13 protein-coding genes are annotated in these 16,715 nt (G+C 59.3%); 5 read left to right on the plus strand and 8 right to left on the minus strand.

All coding sequences use genetic code 11. The annotated features are described in order from the left end of the window. Positions 1-17: 17 nt before the first annotated feature. Positions 18-1,157 carry an acyl-CoA dehydrogenase family protein gene (locus ACK4FF_RS02520; protein WP_409704839.1) on the minus strand — a complete coding sequence of 380 codons (1,140 nt, stop codon included), beginning with the start codon at positions 1,155-1,157 and terminating at the stop codon, positions 18-20. Between the two features lie 210 nt (positions 1,158-1,367). On the opposite strand from ACK4FF_RS02520, the gene ACK4FF_RS02525 reads away from it, so the two are divergent. The 5 genes from ACK4FF_RS02525 to ACK4FF_RS02545 all read left to right on the plus strand — a co-directional run bounded on the left by ACK4FF_RS02525 (position 1,368) and on the right by ACK4FF_RS02545 (position 6,420). Then, positions 1,368-2,054: a TetR/AcrR family transcriptional regulator gene (locus ACK4FF_RS02525; protein WP_409704258.1), complete on the plus strand. Its 687-nt coding sequence runs from the start codon at positions 1,368-1,370 to the stop codon at positions 2,052-2,054. A 63-nt stretch (positions 2,055-2,117) separates the two neighbouring features. Then, entirely contained in the window at positions 2,118-2,696 is a 579-nt protein-coding gene (locus tag ACK4FF_RS02530) for an NMCC_0638 family (lipo)protein (protein WP_409704260.1), read from the plus strand. Positions 2,697-2,767: 71 nt separating this feature from the next. After that, on the plus strand, positions 2,768-3,346 hold the full coding sequence (locus tag ACK4FF_RS02535) for an exopolysaccharide biosynthesis protein (protein WP_409704262.1): 579 nt from the start codon (positions 2,768-2,770) through the stop codon (positions 3,344-3,346). A 67-nt stretch (positions 3,347-3,413) separates the two neighbouring features. Continuing rightward, the gene (locus ACK4FF_RS02540) at positions 3,414-5,489 is read left to right on the plus strand and encodes an acetyl/propionyl/methylcrotonyl-CoA carboxylase subunit alpha (protein WP_409704264.1); all 2,076 of its coding nucleotides are present in this window, start codon (positions 3,414-3,416) and stop codon (positions 5,487-5,489) included. Further along, a complete protein-coding gene (locus tag ACK4FF_RS02545; RefSeq protein ID WP_409704266.1) occupies positions 5,482-6,420 on the plus strand; it encodes a hydroxymethylglutaryl-CoA lyase in 939 nt (312 codons plus the stop codon). Before ACK4FF_RS02540 ends, ACK4FF_RS02545 begins: the two co-directional genes overlap by 8 nt. Here ACK4FF_RS02545 and ACK4FF_RS02550 read toward each other — a convergent pair. The 7 genes from ACK4FF_RS02550 to gspD are packed head-to-tail and all read right to left on the minus strand — an operon-like array spanning position 6,405 to position 16,702. Then, entirely contained in the window at positions 6,405-8,357 is a 1,953-nt protein-coding gene (locus ACK4FF_RS02550) for a hypothetical protein (protein WP_409704268.1), read from the minus strand. The two genes, ACK4FF_RS02545 and ACK4FF_RS02550, sit on opposite strands and share 16 nt — an antisense overlap. Continuing rightward, positions 8,326-9,018, minus strand: a complete 693-nt coding sequence (locus ACK4FF_RS02555; RefSeq protein ID WP_409704270.1) for a response regulator — start codon at positions 9,016-9,018, stop codon at positions 8,326-8,328. Before ACK4FF_RS02555 ends, ACK4FF_RS02550 begins: the two co-directional genes overlap by 32 nt. Continuing rightward, positions 9,015-10,922 (minus strand): sensor histidine kinase, encoded by a 1,908-nt coding sequence (locus ACK4FF_RS02560; protein ID WP_409704272.1) that lies wholly within the window; start codon positions 10,920-10,922, stop codon positions 9,015-9,017. The genes ACK4FF_RS02555 and ACK4FF_RS02560 overlap by 4 nt, the downstream gene beginning before the upstream one ends. A 15-nt stretch (positions 10,923-10,937) precedes the next feature. After that, a complete protein-coding gene (locus ACK4FF_RS02565) occupies positions 10,938-11,660 on the minus strand; it encodes a response regulator (RefSeq protein WP_409704274.1) in 723 nt (240 codons plus the stop codon). A 10-nt stretch (positions 11,661-11,670) separates the two neighbouring features. Continuing rightward, positions 11,671-12,891 (minus strand): type II secretion system inner membrane protein GspF, encoded by a 1,221-nt coding sequence (gspF, locus tag ACK4FF_RS02570; RefSeq protein WP_409704276.1) that lies wholly within the window; start codon positions 12,889-12,891, stop codon positions 11,671-11,673. 6 nt (positions 12,892-12,897) lie between these two features. After that, positions 12,898-14,367, minus strand: coding sequence for a type II secretion system ATPase GspE (gspE, locus tag ACK4FF_RS02575; RefSeq protein ID WP_409704278.1), 1,470 nt, complete (start codon positions 14,365-14,367; stop codon positions 12,898-12,900). A gap of 10 nt (positions 14,368-14,377) precedes the next feature. After that, the gene (gspD, locus tag ACK4FF_RS02580; RefSeq protein ID WP_409704280.1) at positions 14,378-16,702 is read right to left on the minus strand and encodes a type II secretion system secretin GspD; all 2,325 of its coding nucleotides are present in this window, start codon (positions 16,700-16,702) and stop codon (positions 14,378-14,380) included. Between the last annotated feature and the right edge of the window lie 13 nt (positions 16,703-16,715).

Genomic DNA, 16,715 nt, shown 5'->3' on the forward strand with positions numbered 1-16,715 from the left:
GCGGTGTCGGGTGTGGATCAGACTGAACGGGAGATCAGTTCTTTCATGATCTCGTTGGTGCCCGCATAAATGCGGTTGGCTCGTGTGTCGATGTAGGCCCGCGCAATCGGGTACTCCAGCATGTAGCCGTAGCCACCGTGCAATTGCACGCATTCGTCCACCACTTTGCTGCACATGTCGGACACCCAGTACTTGGCTGCACAGGCGGCTTCCACGGTCAGTTTGTCTTTCAGGCATTCTTCAATGCAGCGGTCGGTGAACACGCGGGCAATCTGAATTTCCGAGCGAATTTCAGCCAGTTTGAAACGGGTGTTCTGGAAGCTGGACACGGGTTTGCCAAAAGCTTTGCGGTTCTTCACGTAATCAACCGTGTGGTTCAGCGCGTATTCGGCGGAGGCGGTGCAGATGATCGCGATCATCAAGCGTTCCCAGGCCAGTTCGCGCATCAGCATGGGAAAGCCCATGCCTTCGGCGCCCAACAGGTTGGCCTTGGGCACTTTCACGTCGTTGAAGAACAGCTCGCAGGTGTCTTGGCCGCGCATCCCGACTTTCTTCAGGGGTTTGCCTTTGGTGAAGCCTGGGGCGTGGGCATCCATGATCAAGAGGGATACGCTGGCCGCACCCATGTCTTCCGGCCCGGTTTTGACGGCCACCACAGCCATGTCGCACAGGTAGCCGTTGGTGATGAAAATTTTCGAACCGTTGACGAGGTAATGGTCGCCTTTGTCCACGGCGGTGGTTTTGATGCCTTGCAGGTCCGAGCCTGTGCCGGGCTCGGTCATGGCGATCGCAGACACCACTTCACCGCTGGCCATGCGGGGCAGCCACGCTTGCTTCTGCGCTTGATTGCCGAAGTTGTTGATGTAGTTGGCCACGATGTCGGAGTGCAGGCCAAAACCCGAGGCGGAGTCGCCTGCGCGCGCTTGTTCTTCCAGCAGGATGGTGCTGAATGTGCGGTCGACACCGGAGCCGCCGTATTGTTCGGGCATGGTGGCGCACAGCAGGCCGAGTTCCCCGGCGCGGTTCCACAGTTTGCGGTCGATGTGTTGCTGCTCTTCAAAGCGGTCCAGGTGGGGAACCACTTCTTCTTCAAAAAAGCGGCGGGCGGTCTTGCGAAAATCCTCATGGTCCGCATTGAACAGGGTGCGGGGAATCATGGGCTTTACGTTGTAGGAAGACACATTCGCGTTCACGGGCTCTACTCCTTGCTGGCAATGCGCACATTGCCTTGTCATTGTTGTGGTCTGTCTGAATTGTAGTTACAGTACGAACGTACTGTTAATCGATTTATGGCTGTGCTTTGCGTTTCTGTCAACCGGCTCAATTTGAGTTAACCTTCTAAAAAATAGACTACCCTGACCTGTTTCATGCAACGCAACACCCTTGATCATTTGCCTGAAGAGGCGCGCCGGACGCAGGAAGAGCGCAGCGACCAGATGCGTTTGAGGCTGATTGAGGCCACCATGCACTGCATTGCACAAGAGGGGTACGTGGGCACCACAGTCACCCGAATCGTGGAGCGTTCACGCGCGTCGCGGGGGGCATTTCTGCACCACTTCCCGACCAAGGCGTCGCTGATTGAAGCCACGGTGGAACATTTCACCCGCATGCTGTACCGCGAGTTGGGTAACACCATCGCCTCCATGATCGACGCGGAAGATCGGCTGGATGTGTTGTTGCAGTCGGCGTTTGACCGTTTGGTGGCCAGTACCGAGTTCTCTCTGTTTCAGGAAATGCTCACCGCCAGCCGGACCGACCCCGAGTTGCTCGCCCTGATGAAGCGCCTCGGGGTGTCGTTTCTGGACATGCTGTTGACCGCCACCCAGCATTATTTCGAGCCACGCGCCCGCTCTGAAAGCCCTGAAGACTTGATGCTGCTTACCCAGTGGGTGATTCGTGGCATGGCTGCCGACCACCACCTGATGAACCGTGTGGATGTGCTGCAGCGTTATTTTGATGTGTGGGTTCGGCTGTTGCGAACCCAGCTCAAACCCAGGGCTGGCGTGAAAGGGCCACCCCCGAAACCGAAATTCTGGGACCGCGGCCTGGGCTAGGCCCGGAACTCTGCCCGCGTTCTTCCACACCCATGGGCATCCCGAATGGGCGGTGGAGGATGTGTGAAATTTCCAGTGACGGTCAATATTGCGTTGTGTGGTGCCTTGCTGATGGGCACTGCCCCTGGGGTGTCCGCCAACGTCATCCCGGTGAACGTGAAGGCCCAAGCCGAGGCTTTGGTGGCCACTTACTCAGCCCTGTGTGTGCGTTACATGGGCAATGTGCCCGGTTTGCGCCAGCAACTGCAGCCTTTCATCACCGTACCCACACCCGCTGTGCTGGGGGACAACCGAACCGGGCCCGCATCCTCATGGCTGGTGCCCAGCCGCCATGGCCGTTTCATCCTGACGCTTACGCAAACTGGCGATCAATGCTGGGTGCACACGCCTGATGCCTCGGCCAGCGACGTGCAACAGGTGTTTGCCCGGTGGGCCAAAGCCGTGCCCAGCCCAAAGCGGCTGGGCCTGTGGCAGGAGAAGCTGGGGCGGTCCGAGCAGATGGGGCGGATGAACATGGCCGTGGCGCGTTGGGCCAGCCCCGGCAACCCCAGGGTGCTGGCCTTGAGCCTGAAGACCACTGAGGCGCTCGACGCCCCTGTGCAGGCGGTGTTGTCTGCCCGCTGGCTGCAAACTGGCCTGTGAACGGTGGCCTTGTCACAGGCTGGTCTTCCTCTGCCTATACAATGGAGCGCAAGCAAAGCTGTGGAGGCGTGATGCAAGACCTGTTGGACCGAATGCAAGCAGCGGTTGACCGCATTCAGGATGACAAGGTGTCCATCGGAGAACTGGCCGATTTGCATGGCCAATCGGCACACGGTGCCATGCTGGTGTTTTTGTCGGTGCTCACCATTTTGCCGGTGCCGTTTTCCGGGCTTGCCTTTTCTTTTGGTCTGTTTGCCGTGGCATGGATGATGTGGAAAGACGACCACAGCCATGGCTTGCCGCAAGCGGTGTGCAAGGTCACCATGCCCCCGGCTACTGCGCGCCGCATGATCAATACCCTCAAGTGGATCTACACCCAGGCCGCCCGCTTCAGTCGCCCCCGCTTGGGCATGCTCACCGGCCCGGCCACCCGGGTGTGGATGGTGCCTTTTGTGGCGCTGATGGCCTTCATCATTTTTTTGCCCATACCCTTTGGCAATGGCGCGCCTGCGGTGGCCCTCATCTTTCTGGGCTTGGGCCTGATGGGGCGGGATGGCTTGGCGGTGTTGTTGGGCTTGCTGACCGGCGCAGTGGCTGTTGGGGTGATTGTGGTACTGGCTTGGTCAGCCCTGTGGGTGATTGGCGCCTGAGCTGGCCGAACTGGCGGCTGTGCAGGCGCTATACTCAAGCCAAAACACATCACAATAATCGGGGACCATGATTACCACTTTGCTCATCGCCAACCGGGGCGAGATAGCCCGCCGCATTCACCGCACAGCCAAGGCCATGGGCCTGAACACGGTGGCGGTGTATTCCGAGGCCGACAGTCACGCATTGCACGTGAAGGAGTGTGACCAAGCCGTGGCTTTGCCCGGCACCAGCGCGGCGGACACCTACCTGAACATTGAGCGCATTATTCAGGCCGCAAAAGCGACTGGTGCGCAAGCGGTGCACCCGGGTTATGGCTTTCTGTCCGAGAATGCAGCGTTTGCACAGGCTTGCGCGGATGCGGGCCTGGTGTTTGTCGGCCCCAGTGTGCATGCCATCCGGGTGATGGGGAGCAAAAGCGAAGCCAAGGCCTGTGTGCAGGCTGCGGGTGTGCCTTTGATTCCGGGTTACTTCGGTGCCGACCAAACACTGGACACCTTGCTGCGAGAGGCTCAAACCATCGGTTTTCCGCTGATGATCAAGGCCGTGGCCGGTGGTGGTGGCAAGGGCATTCGATGCGTCAACAACGCCGATGAATTGCCCCAGGCGTTGGCCAGTTGCCAGCGTGAGGCCGCTAATGCCTTTGGTGATGCCACCGTGATGCTGGAGAAACAGATTGTTGGGCCGCGCCACGTGGAAGTGCAGGTGTTTGGCGACACCCACGGCAATGTGGTGCATGTGTTTGAGCGTGATTGTTCCGCGCAGCGCCGCCACCAAAAAGTGATTGAAGAGGCCCCGGCCCATGGTTTGTCGCCGCAGTTGCGACTGGCCTTGGGCGAGACCGCCGTCAAAGTGGCCAAGGCCGTGAACTATGTGGGTGCAGGCACCGTGGAATTCTTGCTGGATGCCAACGGTGCTTTTTACTTCATGGAAATGAATACCCGTTTGCAGGTGGAGCACCCAGTCACCGAAATGATTGCAGGCCACGACTTGGTTGAATGGCAACTGCGTATTGCACAGGGCCAAGCCCTGCCGGTGAAGCAGGCTGACATTCGCATTGAGGGCCATGCGCTGGAGGCCCGTTTGTATGCAGAAAACCCTGACCAGGGGTTTCTGCCGGCCATTGGCCAGGTGGCGGTGTGGGAAGCGCCGCAGGCCAGCCACTTCACCCACCAGCGGGCTGGCAATGCCCCGGTGGTTCGGCTGGATGGGGCCATGCAATCTGGCCTGTCGGCGACACCCTTCTACGACCCCATGGTGGGCAAACTGATTGTGTGGGCGCCCGACCGGGCTCAAGCCGTGAGCCTGATGACCCAAGCCTTGGGCGAGATTCGCTGTGTGGGTGTGAAGAACAACATTGCTTGGCTGCGGCGTTTGTGTCGCCACCCAGGCTTTTTGGATGGCGGGTATGACACCCGCCTGATTGATACCATGAGCCCTGAACAAGCCCGTGCATCCCTTTCGCCAACCCTGTGTGCTGCCGCCGCAGGGCTGGCGCGTTGGGCCCGGCACACGCACGAGTCCGCCAGCCTGAACACCAGCGACCCGATGACTCTCGCTGACGGGTTTGCCTCGTCGGTACCCCTGATGCGTGTGGATGCCTGGCAGCAGCAGGACGACACATTCACGGTGCGTAGCCATGTACGCGCTTCGGGCGCCCGGTATGAACAGTTGTCTGTGACCGGCACTGTGCAGGGGCCGAATGCCAGTACACCTCAGCCATTCACCCACGATGTACTCGACTGCCGTGTACGTGCACAAGGTGGGTTGATCCGCGTTGAGGCCCAACTGATGGACAACAAGCAGCCAGTGCCGCTGGATTTGTTCTGGCAAGGCGACCTGCTTTGGTTGCACGCGCAAGGCGAGGCCGTCCAGTGGTTGTGGTTGAACCCTGCCCACTTGAAAGCCGACAGCGGCCACGACGGCCAGGGCGTGCGTGCCCCCATGCCGGGCAAAGTGTTTGCCGTGCATGTGAAACCGGGTGATGTGGTTCGCAAGGGGCAAGCCTTGGTTGGTTTGGAGGCCATGAAAATGGAGCACACCCTGAATGCACCCCGTGATGGCGTGGTGAAGGCCGTGGCGCATCAGGTGGGTGAGCAGGTGAGCGAGGGCACCGAATTGGTGGAGTTGACCAACGATGAATGATCGACGTGTCAGTGTGGTTGAAGTGGGCCCGCGAGATGGTCTGCAAAACGAACCGCAGCCGGTGTCAACCGCAGACAAGTTGGCCCTGTGCCAAAACTTGATTGAGGCGGGCGTCTCACGGCTGGAAGCGGCTGCTTTTGTGTCGCCCAAGTGGGTTCCGCAAATGGCCGATGGCTTGGATGTGTTGGCCGGTGTGACGGCTTGGTTGAATACCCAAGGCCAGGCTCAACGCATGAGCCCCAAGGTGGCCCTGTCTGCACTGGTGCCCAACCAGAAGGGCATGGAGTTGGCTGTGCAGGCGGGTGTGGATGAGGTGGTGGTGTTCACTGCCGCGTCTGAAGCATTCACACAGAAAAACATCAACTGCAGCATTGCCGAGAGTATTGACCGTTTCAAGCCCGTGATTGCGCAGGCTTTGCAGGCAGGCATGCATGTGCGGGGTTCCATTTCCTGCGCCTTGGGTTGCCCCTATGAAGGCGCGGTGCCCGCAGCCAAGGCGGCTGAAGTGGCACAACGCCTAGCCGATGTCGGGGTGATGGAATTCGACGTGGCTGACACCATCGGTGTAGGCACCCCCGGGCAGACACGCGCAGTGTTTCATGCGGTGGGTCACGCTGTTGGGTTGAGTCGTGTGGCGGGGCATTTTCATGACACCTACGGGCAGGCGCTGGCCAACACCTTGGCTGCGCTTGAACTGGGAGTCAGAACCTTTCACAGCTCGATTGGTGGTTTGGGTGGTTGCCCTTACGCCAAAGGTGCCACAGGCAATGTGGCCACTGAAGACTTGGTGTACATGCTTGAAGGCATGGGCTATGAAACCGGGTTGAATATGGCTGGTTTGATTCACGCTGGCCAAACCATTGCTCAAGCCTTGGGCCGTCCCTATGCCAGCCGTGCAGGGCGGGCCTTGTTGGCTTATCGCACCCGCTGACGGGGAATGGTGAGCACCACACCAAACCCCTGACCATTCAGCCCCGGGCCCAGGCTGAGGCCCAAGCCGATGGCTTTGGCCCTTAGGGCCATGTGGGCCAGGCCGCGGCCCCGTGAGGGCTGTTGTGGATCGGTGTGATTGCCTTGCCCGTCATCCAGAATCGACAGTGTCAGTAAATCCTGCGTGTTGTCCCACACCACGGACAGCACAATTCGACTGGCTTTGGCGTGCTTCAGAATGTTGCCAAATGCTTCCTGAACAATCCTCAGCAGTTCGAACATATCCCGTGAGCTGTAGTCCACAAGGGTTGGCGCATCAGTCACTTGCCAACTCAAACTCAGCCCGCTGAGTTTCAGCCGTCGTTCATAACGCCAGCGGAAATTCCCCAGCAAGGCCAGCAAATCGTCACTTTGTGGGTCCAGTGAGTCGATGGCCATGCGAAGGTCGTCGAGGCAGTCCTGAAGCACCGTCCGGGTTTCTTCCTGCGACAGTGAACGGCTTTCTGTTTCACTGAGCGCGGATACAAGGCTGGAACCCACGCCATCGTGAATGTCCTGCATGATGCGCCTGCGCTCTTCGTCTTTGGTGCGTTGCTGTTCAATGGCGCGAATGGTGTTGAATTGCTCAAGAAGTTGGGCTTCGCGTTTCATGAGTTGCGCATTCAGCCGCTGGTTCATGGTTTGCTGCTCGGCGTACATCAACCTGAAGCGGCGAAGCAACACCCAGCAGCCGCTGAAGAACATCATGATCCCGCTGTACTGGGACATCAACACGGTTTCGCTGGGCAGCCAACCCGCGCCCACCATCAAGTCTCGAAAGCTGAGCAACAGAAACAACAAGGTGCTTGAGCCAAGAATGGTGGATTCAACACTGTGTTGTTGCCAGGCTTGGTGCAACAGCATGATGTTGAGCACCAGCAGGAAGGGCATGACCGGGCTGATCAGTATCAATGTGTAAGCCAGCGCGTCCTGTTCATTCAGAACAACCGTCAATACCGTCACGCAGGCCGCGTAGCACCACAGGCCCAAGCGCAAGGGGGCCCAGCGTTTACCCATGTAACGGATCAAGAACTGACCGAACAAGCAGGCAAACCAAGCGTGAGACACCCGGACCACCGTGGCCCAGTTGTCATGCCCCAAGGGCACCCAGTCGTTGAAGAATCCAAAGTTCCGGACTGAGAAATCCAGAACAGCCAAGCCCAAAAAAACCAGTCCGTTGTTGGCATGGCCTGCCTTGGAAAAAATCACCAGAACCAAGCCGCACAGCAGCGCAATCAGCGTGGCCATCATGGAGCCCGTGATCTGCCAACGGTAGGACATCTGATAAAGCGTTTGCAGTTCATCGCGGGGCCCAACCCACACCCGCCCCAAACCGGAGTTGTAGTCCCGATACCCGGCCACCTGAACCAGCATCACATTCTCAGTGGCTTTGAGCAACTCAGACGGGAAGGGCATGATCATCGGATGATTCCACATCCGCGTGAGCTCGCCTTCCATAGCCCCCAGACCGCCGATTTTGATGCCGTTCAAATACACCTGTGCATTCATCACCACCTTCGGCAGATACACCGAATCGGGTGTGGGCTTGTCGGGGTCCAAGTCAAAATGGATCACATACCATGCTTGCCCTTCAAACCCGGGGTTGATGTCGTCCCACTGGTTGGGCAGGGTGACTCGGGTACCGGTGCCAGCGGCAAGCAGGTCATTGGCGCTGATATTCGGGGGGGTGGAAAAGGTGACTTCAGCCCGGTCCAGCAGTGTGGCTAATTGGGCGGTGTCGTCATCACCCCTGGCGGGAAACGGTGCAAAGAAGGCGGCCCAGCCAGTGATGCCCAGCGCAAGGGCCAGCATGAGCCCGTAGAGAATCTGAAACCGAGGCATTCGGCTCAGGTCAGCCCGAATCATGTCAATCCAAAAGGCCGATGACTGAAGCCTCATAGACCGCCTCAGCACGGGTGTGGACGTGAAGCTTGCGGTAAATCCTCTTCACATGGGTGGACACGGTGTGGGTGGAGATGCCCATTTGTTCTGCAATTTCCGGCACCGTGAACCCTTTGGCCACTTGCTGGATGACCTTCAACTCGCGGTCGGTGATCATGTGTTGGCGGGCCGCTTCTTGGGCTTGATTGCTGGCCCCTGCTGCAGGGGCCTGGGCTGGGCTGCGCGGTTGCATTCGGCTGAGCAATTGCCTGGCGATGAGAGGGCTGATGGGCGAGCCGCCTTGGGCCACTTCAAGAATGTGGGCTTCCAATTCCTCGGCCGAGTAGTCCTTGAGCAGGTAGCCACTGGCGCCCGCTTCAAGGCTGCGGATGACATGGTCGTCATCTGCGAAGGCCGTAATCACCAGCACTTCCACTTGGGGTTTGTTGCGTGATAGCCAGTCGATCAGTGTCACGCCCGATGAGTCAGGCAAGCCCAGGTCGATGAGAGCCACGTGCGGTGTTTGCATAAAGAGCAGGGACTGTGCATCCGAAGCTGTGGTGGCTGTGCCCAACAGATTGAGCCGACTTGATTGGCTGATGATGTTGCCAAGGTGGTCCAGTGTGTTGGGGTCGTCCTCAATCAGCACCACATCCAGCGTGGCGTTGTCGGTGTTCATGCAGTGGTGTCCTCAAGTGTAAGCGGCAGGCCGATACTGACTCGGGTTCCTTGCCCTGATGCCGTGTCGATACTCAGGCTTGCTCTCAATTGCTTTGCCCGTTGTTCGAGGTTGCCCAAGCCTCGGCCGGGTTGGCTTGTCGCCCTGTCAAATCCTACACCGTTGTCACTGACCTGGACAGTGATGCCGTGCCCATCCAAAGACACATGAAGGTCGATGGCACTGGCTTGGGCATGTTTCAGGATGTTGGTAAAAATTTCCTGAAGCATGCGCAGCAGTTGCAGCGCATTTTTGGGGTCGAGGTAGGGCAGGGGGGGAATGGGGTCCTCAATACGCCAGGTCAAGGCGATGTCTGCTGCATTCAGCGTCGACGACATGCGGTAGCGGAAGGTGCCCAGCAGGGTGGTGAGGTCCTGCTCCAGAGGCTCAAGTGAGTCGATGTTGAACTGCAGGTCTTGCAATGCCTGGCCCAAGAGGGCCTGGGTGGATTCGCGGTCAAACTGCGGCGAGCGCATTTGGTGCAAGGCCGCCACCAGGTAGGCACCAAGGCCATCGTGCATGTCGGCCATCAGGCGTTGCCGTTCAGCAAGCTGTACGCGCTCCTCGTTCATCTGCTGCACCAGTGCAAACTGTTTGGCGAGGGTTTTTTCCTGTTCCAACAGCCGCTCTTTCAAGGTGTCATTGAACTGGTCGGCTTGGGTCATCAGGTTGTTGTAGTGGTCAATCAGGAAGTAGCACAGCACGAGGAACATCACCACACCCATGTATTGGGTCAGGAAATGGCCTTCAAAACTGCGTTCGCCGATCAGCATGAAGAAATCCAGAAAGCCAAGCAGGGTAAAACACAAGAGGCCAAAGGCAAGGGCATGGGCAACCAGTTGCCTGCGCGCATTGCCATGTTGCCAAAGCAGCCTGACACTCCACAGGTAGGCCAGCAAGGCGAGCAAGCCATACACGCCCACCAGTTGCAGGGCCCAGTCTGAACGACTCAGCAGCAACACCGGGAAGCTCAGCATGTAGGCTGCGCGCAGTCTGCGCTCCCAGCGCTTGGGCGGTACCTCGCAGAAGTCCAGCACCAAGCGGAAGACCACACCGCCAAACAGCAATAGCCCGGCCTGCGCAAACTGAACCCATTCGGTGTGGCCCAGCGGCGGGTTGGTGGTGAGGAAGGCTAGGTTACGCACGGTCCACAGCAAACAGGCCGCCGCCAGCAACAGTATTTTCGCGGTGAAGCGCCGCTGAATGGCCTGAACCAGCAACAGCACGATGCCCGCACCGAGCATGAACGCGGTGCTGATGAACACGAACTGAATCTGAAGACGCTGCCGCGCCAAGAAGGCCTCGTGCAGATTCTCTTGGCTGCCCACCCAAAGGCTTGACAGGCCTGCGATGTAATTGGGAAAGGCCCGCACTTGAATGCTGACGGTGTTGGGCCCAGGTTTTAGGCGGCTGCCCAAATGACGAATCAGTTTGGGTCGGTTCCAGTTGCGTTCGGCGTACTCGCCCATCATGGTGCCGAAGTTTTCCAGAAGCTCCCCGTTGAGGTACACCTCGCCATTCATCGCAAGGCGCGGAATGTAAAGCGCTTCATACGCGTGGTCGGGGTGTGCATGCAGTTCAAACTGGTACCACACAAAGCCGCCACCGAAGTTCAAGTGATGGTCGATGCGGTTCGACAGGCTGACCGATGGGGCTTGAGCCAACGCAGCCGGCACTGTGCTTTGGTAGTGGGCAGCCACCAGTGTGCGGGCCTGGGTGATGTGCAGCGCCTGGCCCTCGGTGGGGGTGCCCAGGTTCACTTCATGTTGGAAGAAACTGGCCATGGCAACGGCCATCAGCATCGCCATCGCGTAGAAGCGCAATACCCGGTAGCGCCACCCGCTTTGTTCAGCACTGGCCGCCATGTCTGTCCCCCTGTGTCAGGACTTGTCTTTCTGCATGTCCCGCAGATTGATCAGTCCCAATTCATTGGCCTTGTGCACAGCGCCAGTGCGCGTGTTCACAGCCAGCTTCTTGTAGATGCGCTTGACATAGGTGCTGATGGTGTTGATGGACACCTCCATCAACTTGGCGATTTCGGCTTGCATGAACCCCTTGGCCACCATTTCCAGCACTTGAAGCTCCCTCTCTGACAGCAGGGGGGCTGATGGGGTGTCTTCAGCAGCACGCGGTGTGGTTGGCGCAGCGCCTTGAGGGGGGCGTGTGTCCAGTGCCCTGAAGCGGCTGAGCAAGCGCCGGGCGATCACCGGGCTGATGGGCGAGCCACCTGCATGCAATTGAAGCAGGCGGGCCACAATGTCTTCGGGGCGGGTGTCTTTGGTCAAGTAGCCGGTAGCCCCCGCTTCAATGCTGGCCATGACATGGGACTCGTCGCCGAACACCGTGAACACCATGGACTCGCATTCCAGATGGGCTGAATGAATGTGGGCGATCAGCTCAAGGCCATTGCCATCCGGCAGGCCTAAATCCACAAGCACCAGGTGGGGTTTTTGTGTGTCCACCAGGGTGTATGCATCAGCCAGATTCGCGGCACCACCCACCCAATGAAGGGCTGGGTGGCCTTCGATGATGGCTTTCAGGGCCACTTGCATGCGTTGATCATCATCAACGACACAGACGCGCACCGGGCTGCTTGATGTCATGCCCCAGCCCTCACTGAACCAGTTGGTTGACTTCGATGATGGGCATCATCACGGCCAGCACAATCAGCAACACCACCAGGCCCATCACCAGAATGAGAATGGGTTCCAGCAGGCTGGTCAGCCACAAGGCCTTGCGTTCCACTTCCGCGCGTTGTGATTCAGAGGCCCTGTCCAGCATGGTGGAAAGTTGCCCTGTCGACTCGCCGCTGGCCACCAGGTGGGTCAGCACGGGTGGGAACAGACCGGACTTGCCCAAGGCCTTGGACAAGCCACTGCCTTCTTTCACGCGTTCCTGAACGTCCACCATGGCCCCTTGCAAGGCCCGGTTGCCCAAAGTGCGGTTGGCTGCAGACAGCGCCTTCAGCATGGGTACACCGCTGCCCACGAGGATGGCCAGGGTAGAGGCGAGGCGGGCGGTATTCACCGACCTTACAAAGGGCCCCACCACAGGAATGCGCAACACCGCGGTGTCGAAGCGAAGCCGGAATGCCGGATTGCCCAGCGCCCGCTTGAAGAGCCAGCCCGCAGCCAGCAGCACCAACGCCATCAACCAGCCCCAGTGCCGAAGCAGGTCAGACAGTGCGATCATCACCACCGTCAGGGTGGGCAACTGTTGATTGGTGTTCTCAAACACAGCCACCACTTGGGGCACCACATAGGTCAGCAAGCCAATCACCACCATCAAGGCCACCACAGTGACCACGGCCGGGTAGATGAACGCAGCACTCACTTTCTGGCTCAGGGCTTGTCGGGCCTCCAGCGCATCAGCCAAGCGTGACAGCACTGTGCCCAGTTCCCCGGTTTGTTCCCCGGCAGACACAGTGGCTACCACCAGTTCCGGAAAGGCTTTGGGGAAACGGGCCAAGGCCTGTGACAGGGGGGTGCCTGCGGTTACATCCGAGCGGATGCTGCTCAGCCGCTCGCGCAGCAAGGGTTTTTCGGCTTGGTCAATCAGTGCAGTTAACGCTTGGGCCAGGGCAAGCCTGGCTTGCAGCAGGCTGGCCAGTTGGCGGATCACCAACACCACATCGCGGCTGCTGAGTTCCCGGCTGAAGCGGGCGTTCAGCCCAAGCGGCTGGTTGGCTGGCGTGTGGTTGATTTCGTCCACCGCCACGGGGGTCATGCCCAGCATGCGCAACTGGGCACGTGCTGCACGGGCCGAGTCGGCCTCGAGTGAACCCTTGCGGGCCTTGCCCTCGGCATCCATGGCTTCATAACGGAACACGGCCATGGGGGTTTAGTCCTTCGTCACACGCAGCAATTCTTCCTGCGTGGTTTCACCGGTGCGCACCCAGCGTTCACCGTCATTGCGCATGGTTTGCATGCCCAGGCTCAAGGCATGAGCCCGAAGCTGGCTTTCAGCCGCGCCATTGTGAATCAGCGTGCGCACGGCATCGTCCACCGTGAACAGTTCGTACACCCCGGTGCGGCCCAGGTAGCCAGTGTGTCCGCACTGTACGCAACCCACCGGTTGCCAGTGCACATGGCCCTGCTCGTCGGTGTGTGAGGTTTTGCAGTGTGGGCAAAGCCTGCGCACCAAGCGCTGGGCGAGTACACCCAGCAGGCTGGATGACAACAAAAAAGGCTCAACCCCCATGTCCACCAAGCGAGTCACCGCGCTAACGGAATCGTTGGTGTGCAGTGTCGCCAACACCAAGTGCCCGGTGAGCGAGGCCTGCACCGCGATTTGCGCAGTTTCAAGGTCGCGGATTTCCCCGATCATGATGACATCAGGGTCCTGACGCAAAATGGCACGCAGTGCTTTGGCAAAGGTCATGTCAATCTTGGGATTGACGGGTGTTTGGCTGATACCGGGCAGGTCATATTCAACCGGGTCTTCAACCGTCATCACGTTGGTGGTGGCTGAGTCAATCCGCGACAGCGCTGCATACAGCGTGGTGGTTTTACCCGACCCGGTTGGCCCAGTCACCAGCACAATGCCGTGCGGGGCGCGGCACAGGCGGTCCATTTCATCCAGCGTGTGCCTGGGCATACCCAGTTTGCCCAGTTCAAGCCGCCCCGCTTCTTTGTCCAGCAAACGCAGCACAGCCCGTTCACCGTGGCCGGTGGGCAGTGTGGAGACGCGCACATCCATGGGTTTGCCACCGATGCGCAAGGTGATTCGACCATCCTGCGGCAGCCGCTTCTCGGCAATGTCCAGGCTGGCCATGATCTTGATTCGGGAGATCAGCGCGGAGTGCAACTCGCGGCGGGGCTGAAGAATGTCCCGAAGGGTGCCGTCAACGCGAAACCGCACCGAGGAGTGGGTTTCAAAGGCTTCAATGTGAATGTCTGAGGCACCGTCCCGGCTGGCTTGGGTCAGCAAGGCGTTGATCATTCGGATGATGGGCGCATCGTCCTCGGTTTCCAGCAGGTCTTCGACCGCTGGAATATCCTGCATCAATTGGGTCAGGTCCATGTCGCCGGCCACTTCATCGGCCACTGCGGCAGCACTGGTTTCCTGGGTGGAGTAGGCGCGGTTGATGGTCTGCTCCAGCAACAGTGCATCCTCGCAATACACCCATTCAATCGGCACATCCACCACACGTTGGGCCTCGTTCAGGGCCTGTGTCGGCGTGCGTTCGCCGAAAGCCACGGTCCATTGGGTGGGCCCTGCTTGCAGGCAAAGCAACTGGTTTTGCCGGGCGAACGTATAGTTCAGCCGGCCAACAGCCTGTGGATTGTATTGAAGCGCAGTGGTGGTCACGTCAGGCCCTTCAGTTGCTGGCTGGTCTGGGGACCACCAGAATCCGTTTGGAGGGTGACAATTGCACCGTGCCTGTGCCGTCAGGGCTGCCTGTGCCGGGGGCCTGCTGGTTTGGGCTCACCGGTTGAGCCTGCCCCAAGGGTTGGCCCGGCGGCGTGGCCCTTAATTCCTGCGGAACCCGTGCGGGCAGAACAGGTGCCTTCATGTCAGGCAGACCAAACCGGCTTTCGGGCTGGTTCAGTTGCTGCTGGCTGCGCATGTAGTCGTAACGGTTGGTGACAATGCCTTGGGCTTGGTCTTCGTTGCGTACTACCACGGGGCGCAGGAAAACCATCAGGTTGGTTTTTTGCCGGCGGCGGTTGTCATAACGGAAGAACTGGCCGAGGAAGGGCACATCGCCAATGCCCGGTACTTTTTCCACGCCACCGGTGACCCGGTCTTCAACCAAGCCACCCAGCACAATGATGTTACCGGTTTCCACCAGCACGTTGCTTTCAATGGAGCGCTTGTTGGTGATGATGCCCGACACATTGGTGGCGTCCACCACCGAGGACACCTCCTGAAAAATCCCCATCTTGACCACGCCACCTTCAGACACCTGGGGTTTGACCCGCAGTGTCAGGCCCACGTCCCGCCGCTCAATGGTCTGGAACGGGTTGACGGCGCCGTTGTTGCCGCCCGTGTTGGAGAACTGCCCGGTGATGAATGGCACGTTTTGGCCGATGACGATTTTTGCCTCTTCATTGTCCAGGGTCAGAATATTCGGCGTGGACAGGATGTTGGCGTTGGCTTGTGTTTCCAGGGCACGGGCCAAGAAGCCCAGGTTGGAAATGGTGCCCAGGCCTGGAATGTTGACCTGCCCGTCGATGATGCCGATGTTCAAGCCCTTGGCCACCGAGCCCAAGTTGGCGGCAGCACCCAGGATGTTTTTGCCCGAACCGATGTCGTTGAAGTTGGTGCCACCAATGACTTTGGCCCCGTCCTTCGTGGCCCCGGAAAGCCCTTGAAATTGAATGCCGAATTCGGCTGCTTTGTCGGTGGACACTTCGACAATCAGGCTTTCAACGAACACCTGGGCGCGCCGCACATCGAGTTTCTCAATGATGGCCCGCAGGTTGCGGTACATCGGTTCCGGGGCGGTGATGATCAGCGAGTTCGTGGAGGGGTCTGCCTGAACAATGCCACCGCTGTTGGTGTCGGTGATGCCCGAGGCTGCGCTCAACTGGTTGCTTGTCCCACTGCTGCTGCCCAGGCCTGTGCCTGAGGTGCTGCTACCCGGTGTGGACGAGGTGCTGCTGCCTGTCAAGCTGCTGGACGAGCCCAAACCGCTGGTGCCTGTGGAGGGTGTGCTGCTGAGGTTGCTGCTGGTGTCCGACTTGATGGGGCTGTTGGTGAGCACCCCTTGAAGGGTTCTGGCCAGCTTGGCTGCTTCCGCGTTTTTCAGGTAAACCACCCAAACATTGCCCGGTTGCTTGGTGGGTTGGTCCAGCCGGCGAATCAGGTTCTTGGCCAGGTTCAAACGCGCTTGGCTGGAGGTTCGCAGCAGCAGGGTGTTGGTGCGTGGGTCGGCCATCACGGTCAGGCGTTGGCCAGCGTCCACGGCGGCCCCCGTGCCCCGGTTGCCTTCGTCCAGCATGCGGTTCAGGATGGCGGCCAGGTCAACGGCCAGGGCGTGTTCCAGATTCACCACTTCCATGTCGCCGGAACTGGGCCCGTCAATGGATGCAATGATGCGGGCGATGCGTTGCAGGTTGTCTGCGTAATCGGTGATGACCAGTGTGTTGTTGTTGGGGTAGGCCGCAATCGTGTTGTTGGGCGCAATCAAGGGCCGCAGCACCGGAACCAGCGCGGTGGCTGATTCATAGTTCAACTGGAACACTTGCGTCACAATGGCCCCGCCACCGTGGTTCATGGCGCGTTTGGGGTCCAGGTCATTGGCGGCTTGAATCTTGGCGTCGTTTTCGGGCACCACCCGCGCCACGCCACCGCTTTCCACAATGGTGAAGCCTTGCAGGCGCAGTGCGGCCAGCAAGGCATTCTTGGCGTCTTTGGCGCTCAAGGGTTCCGGCGACACCAGTGAAATGGTGCCACGCACCCGTGGGTCAACCACATAGGTTTGATTGGTGAAGGAACCGATGGCCCTGACCACCGCATCAATTTCAGCATTGACGAAGTTCAAGGCGTAGCGGTCGCCGCCAGGCTGGCCGCGCACTTTGCTGCTCTGTTGCGCAATGGCGCTTCCCGTGGCCAAGGCAGCAGGCAAGCCCAGGCACAAGGCTGACAGGCTCAGGCTGAGCAGTGACTTCTTCCAGGTTGTGACTTCTTGGGTGTTCACACACGCTTCCTTT

The sequence above is a fragment of the Limnobacter sp. genome (assembly GCF_046297615.1).
GTDB lineage: Bacteria > Pseudomonadota > Gammaproteobacteria > Burkholderiales > Burkholderiaceae_B > Limnobacter.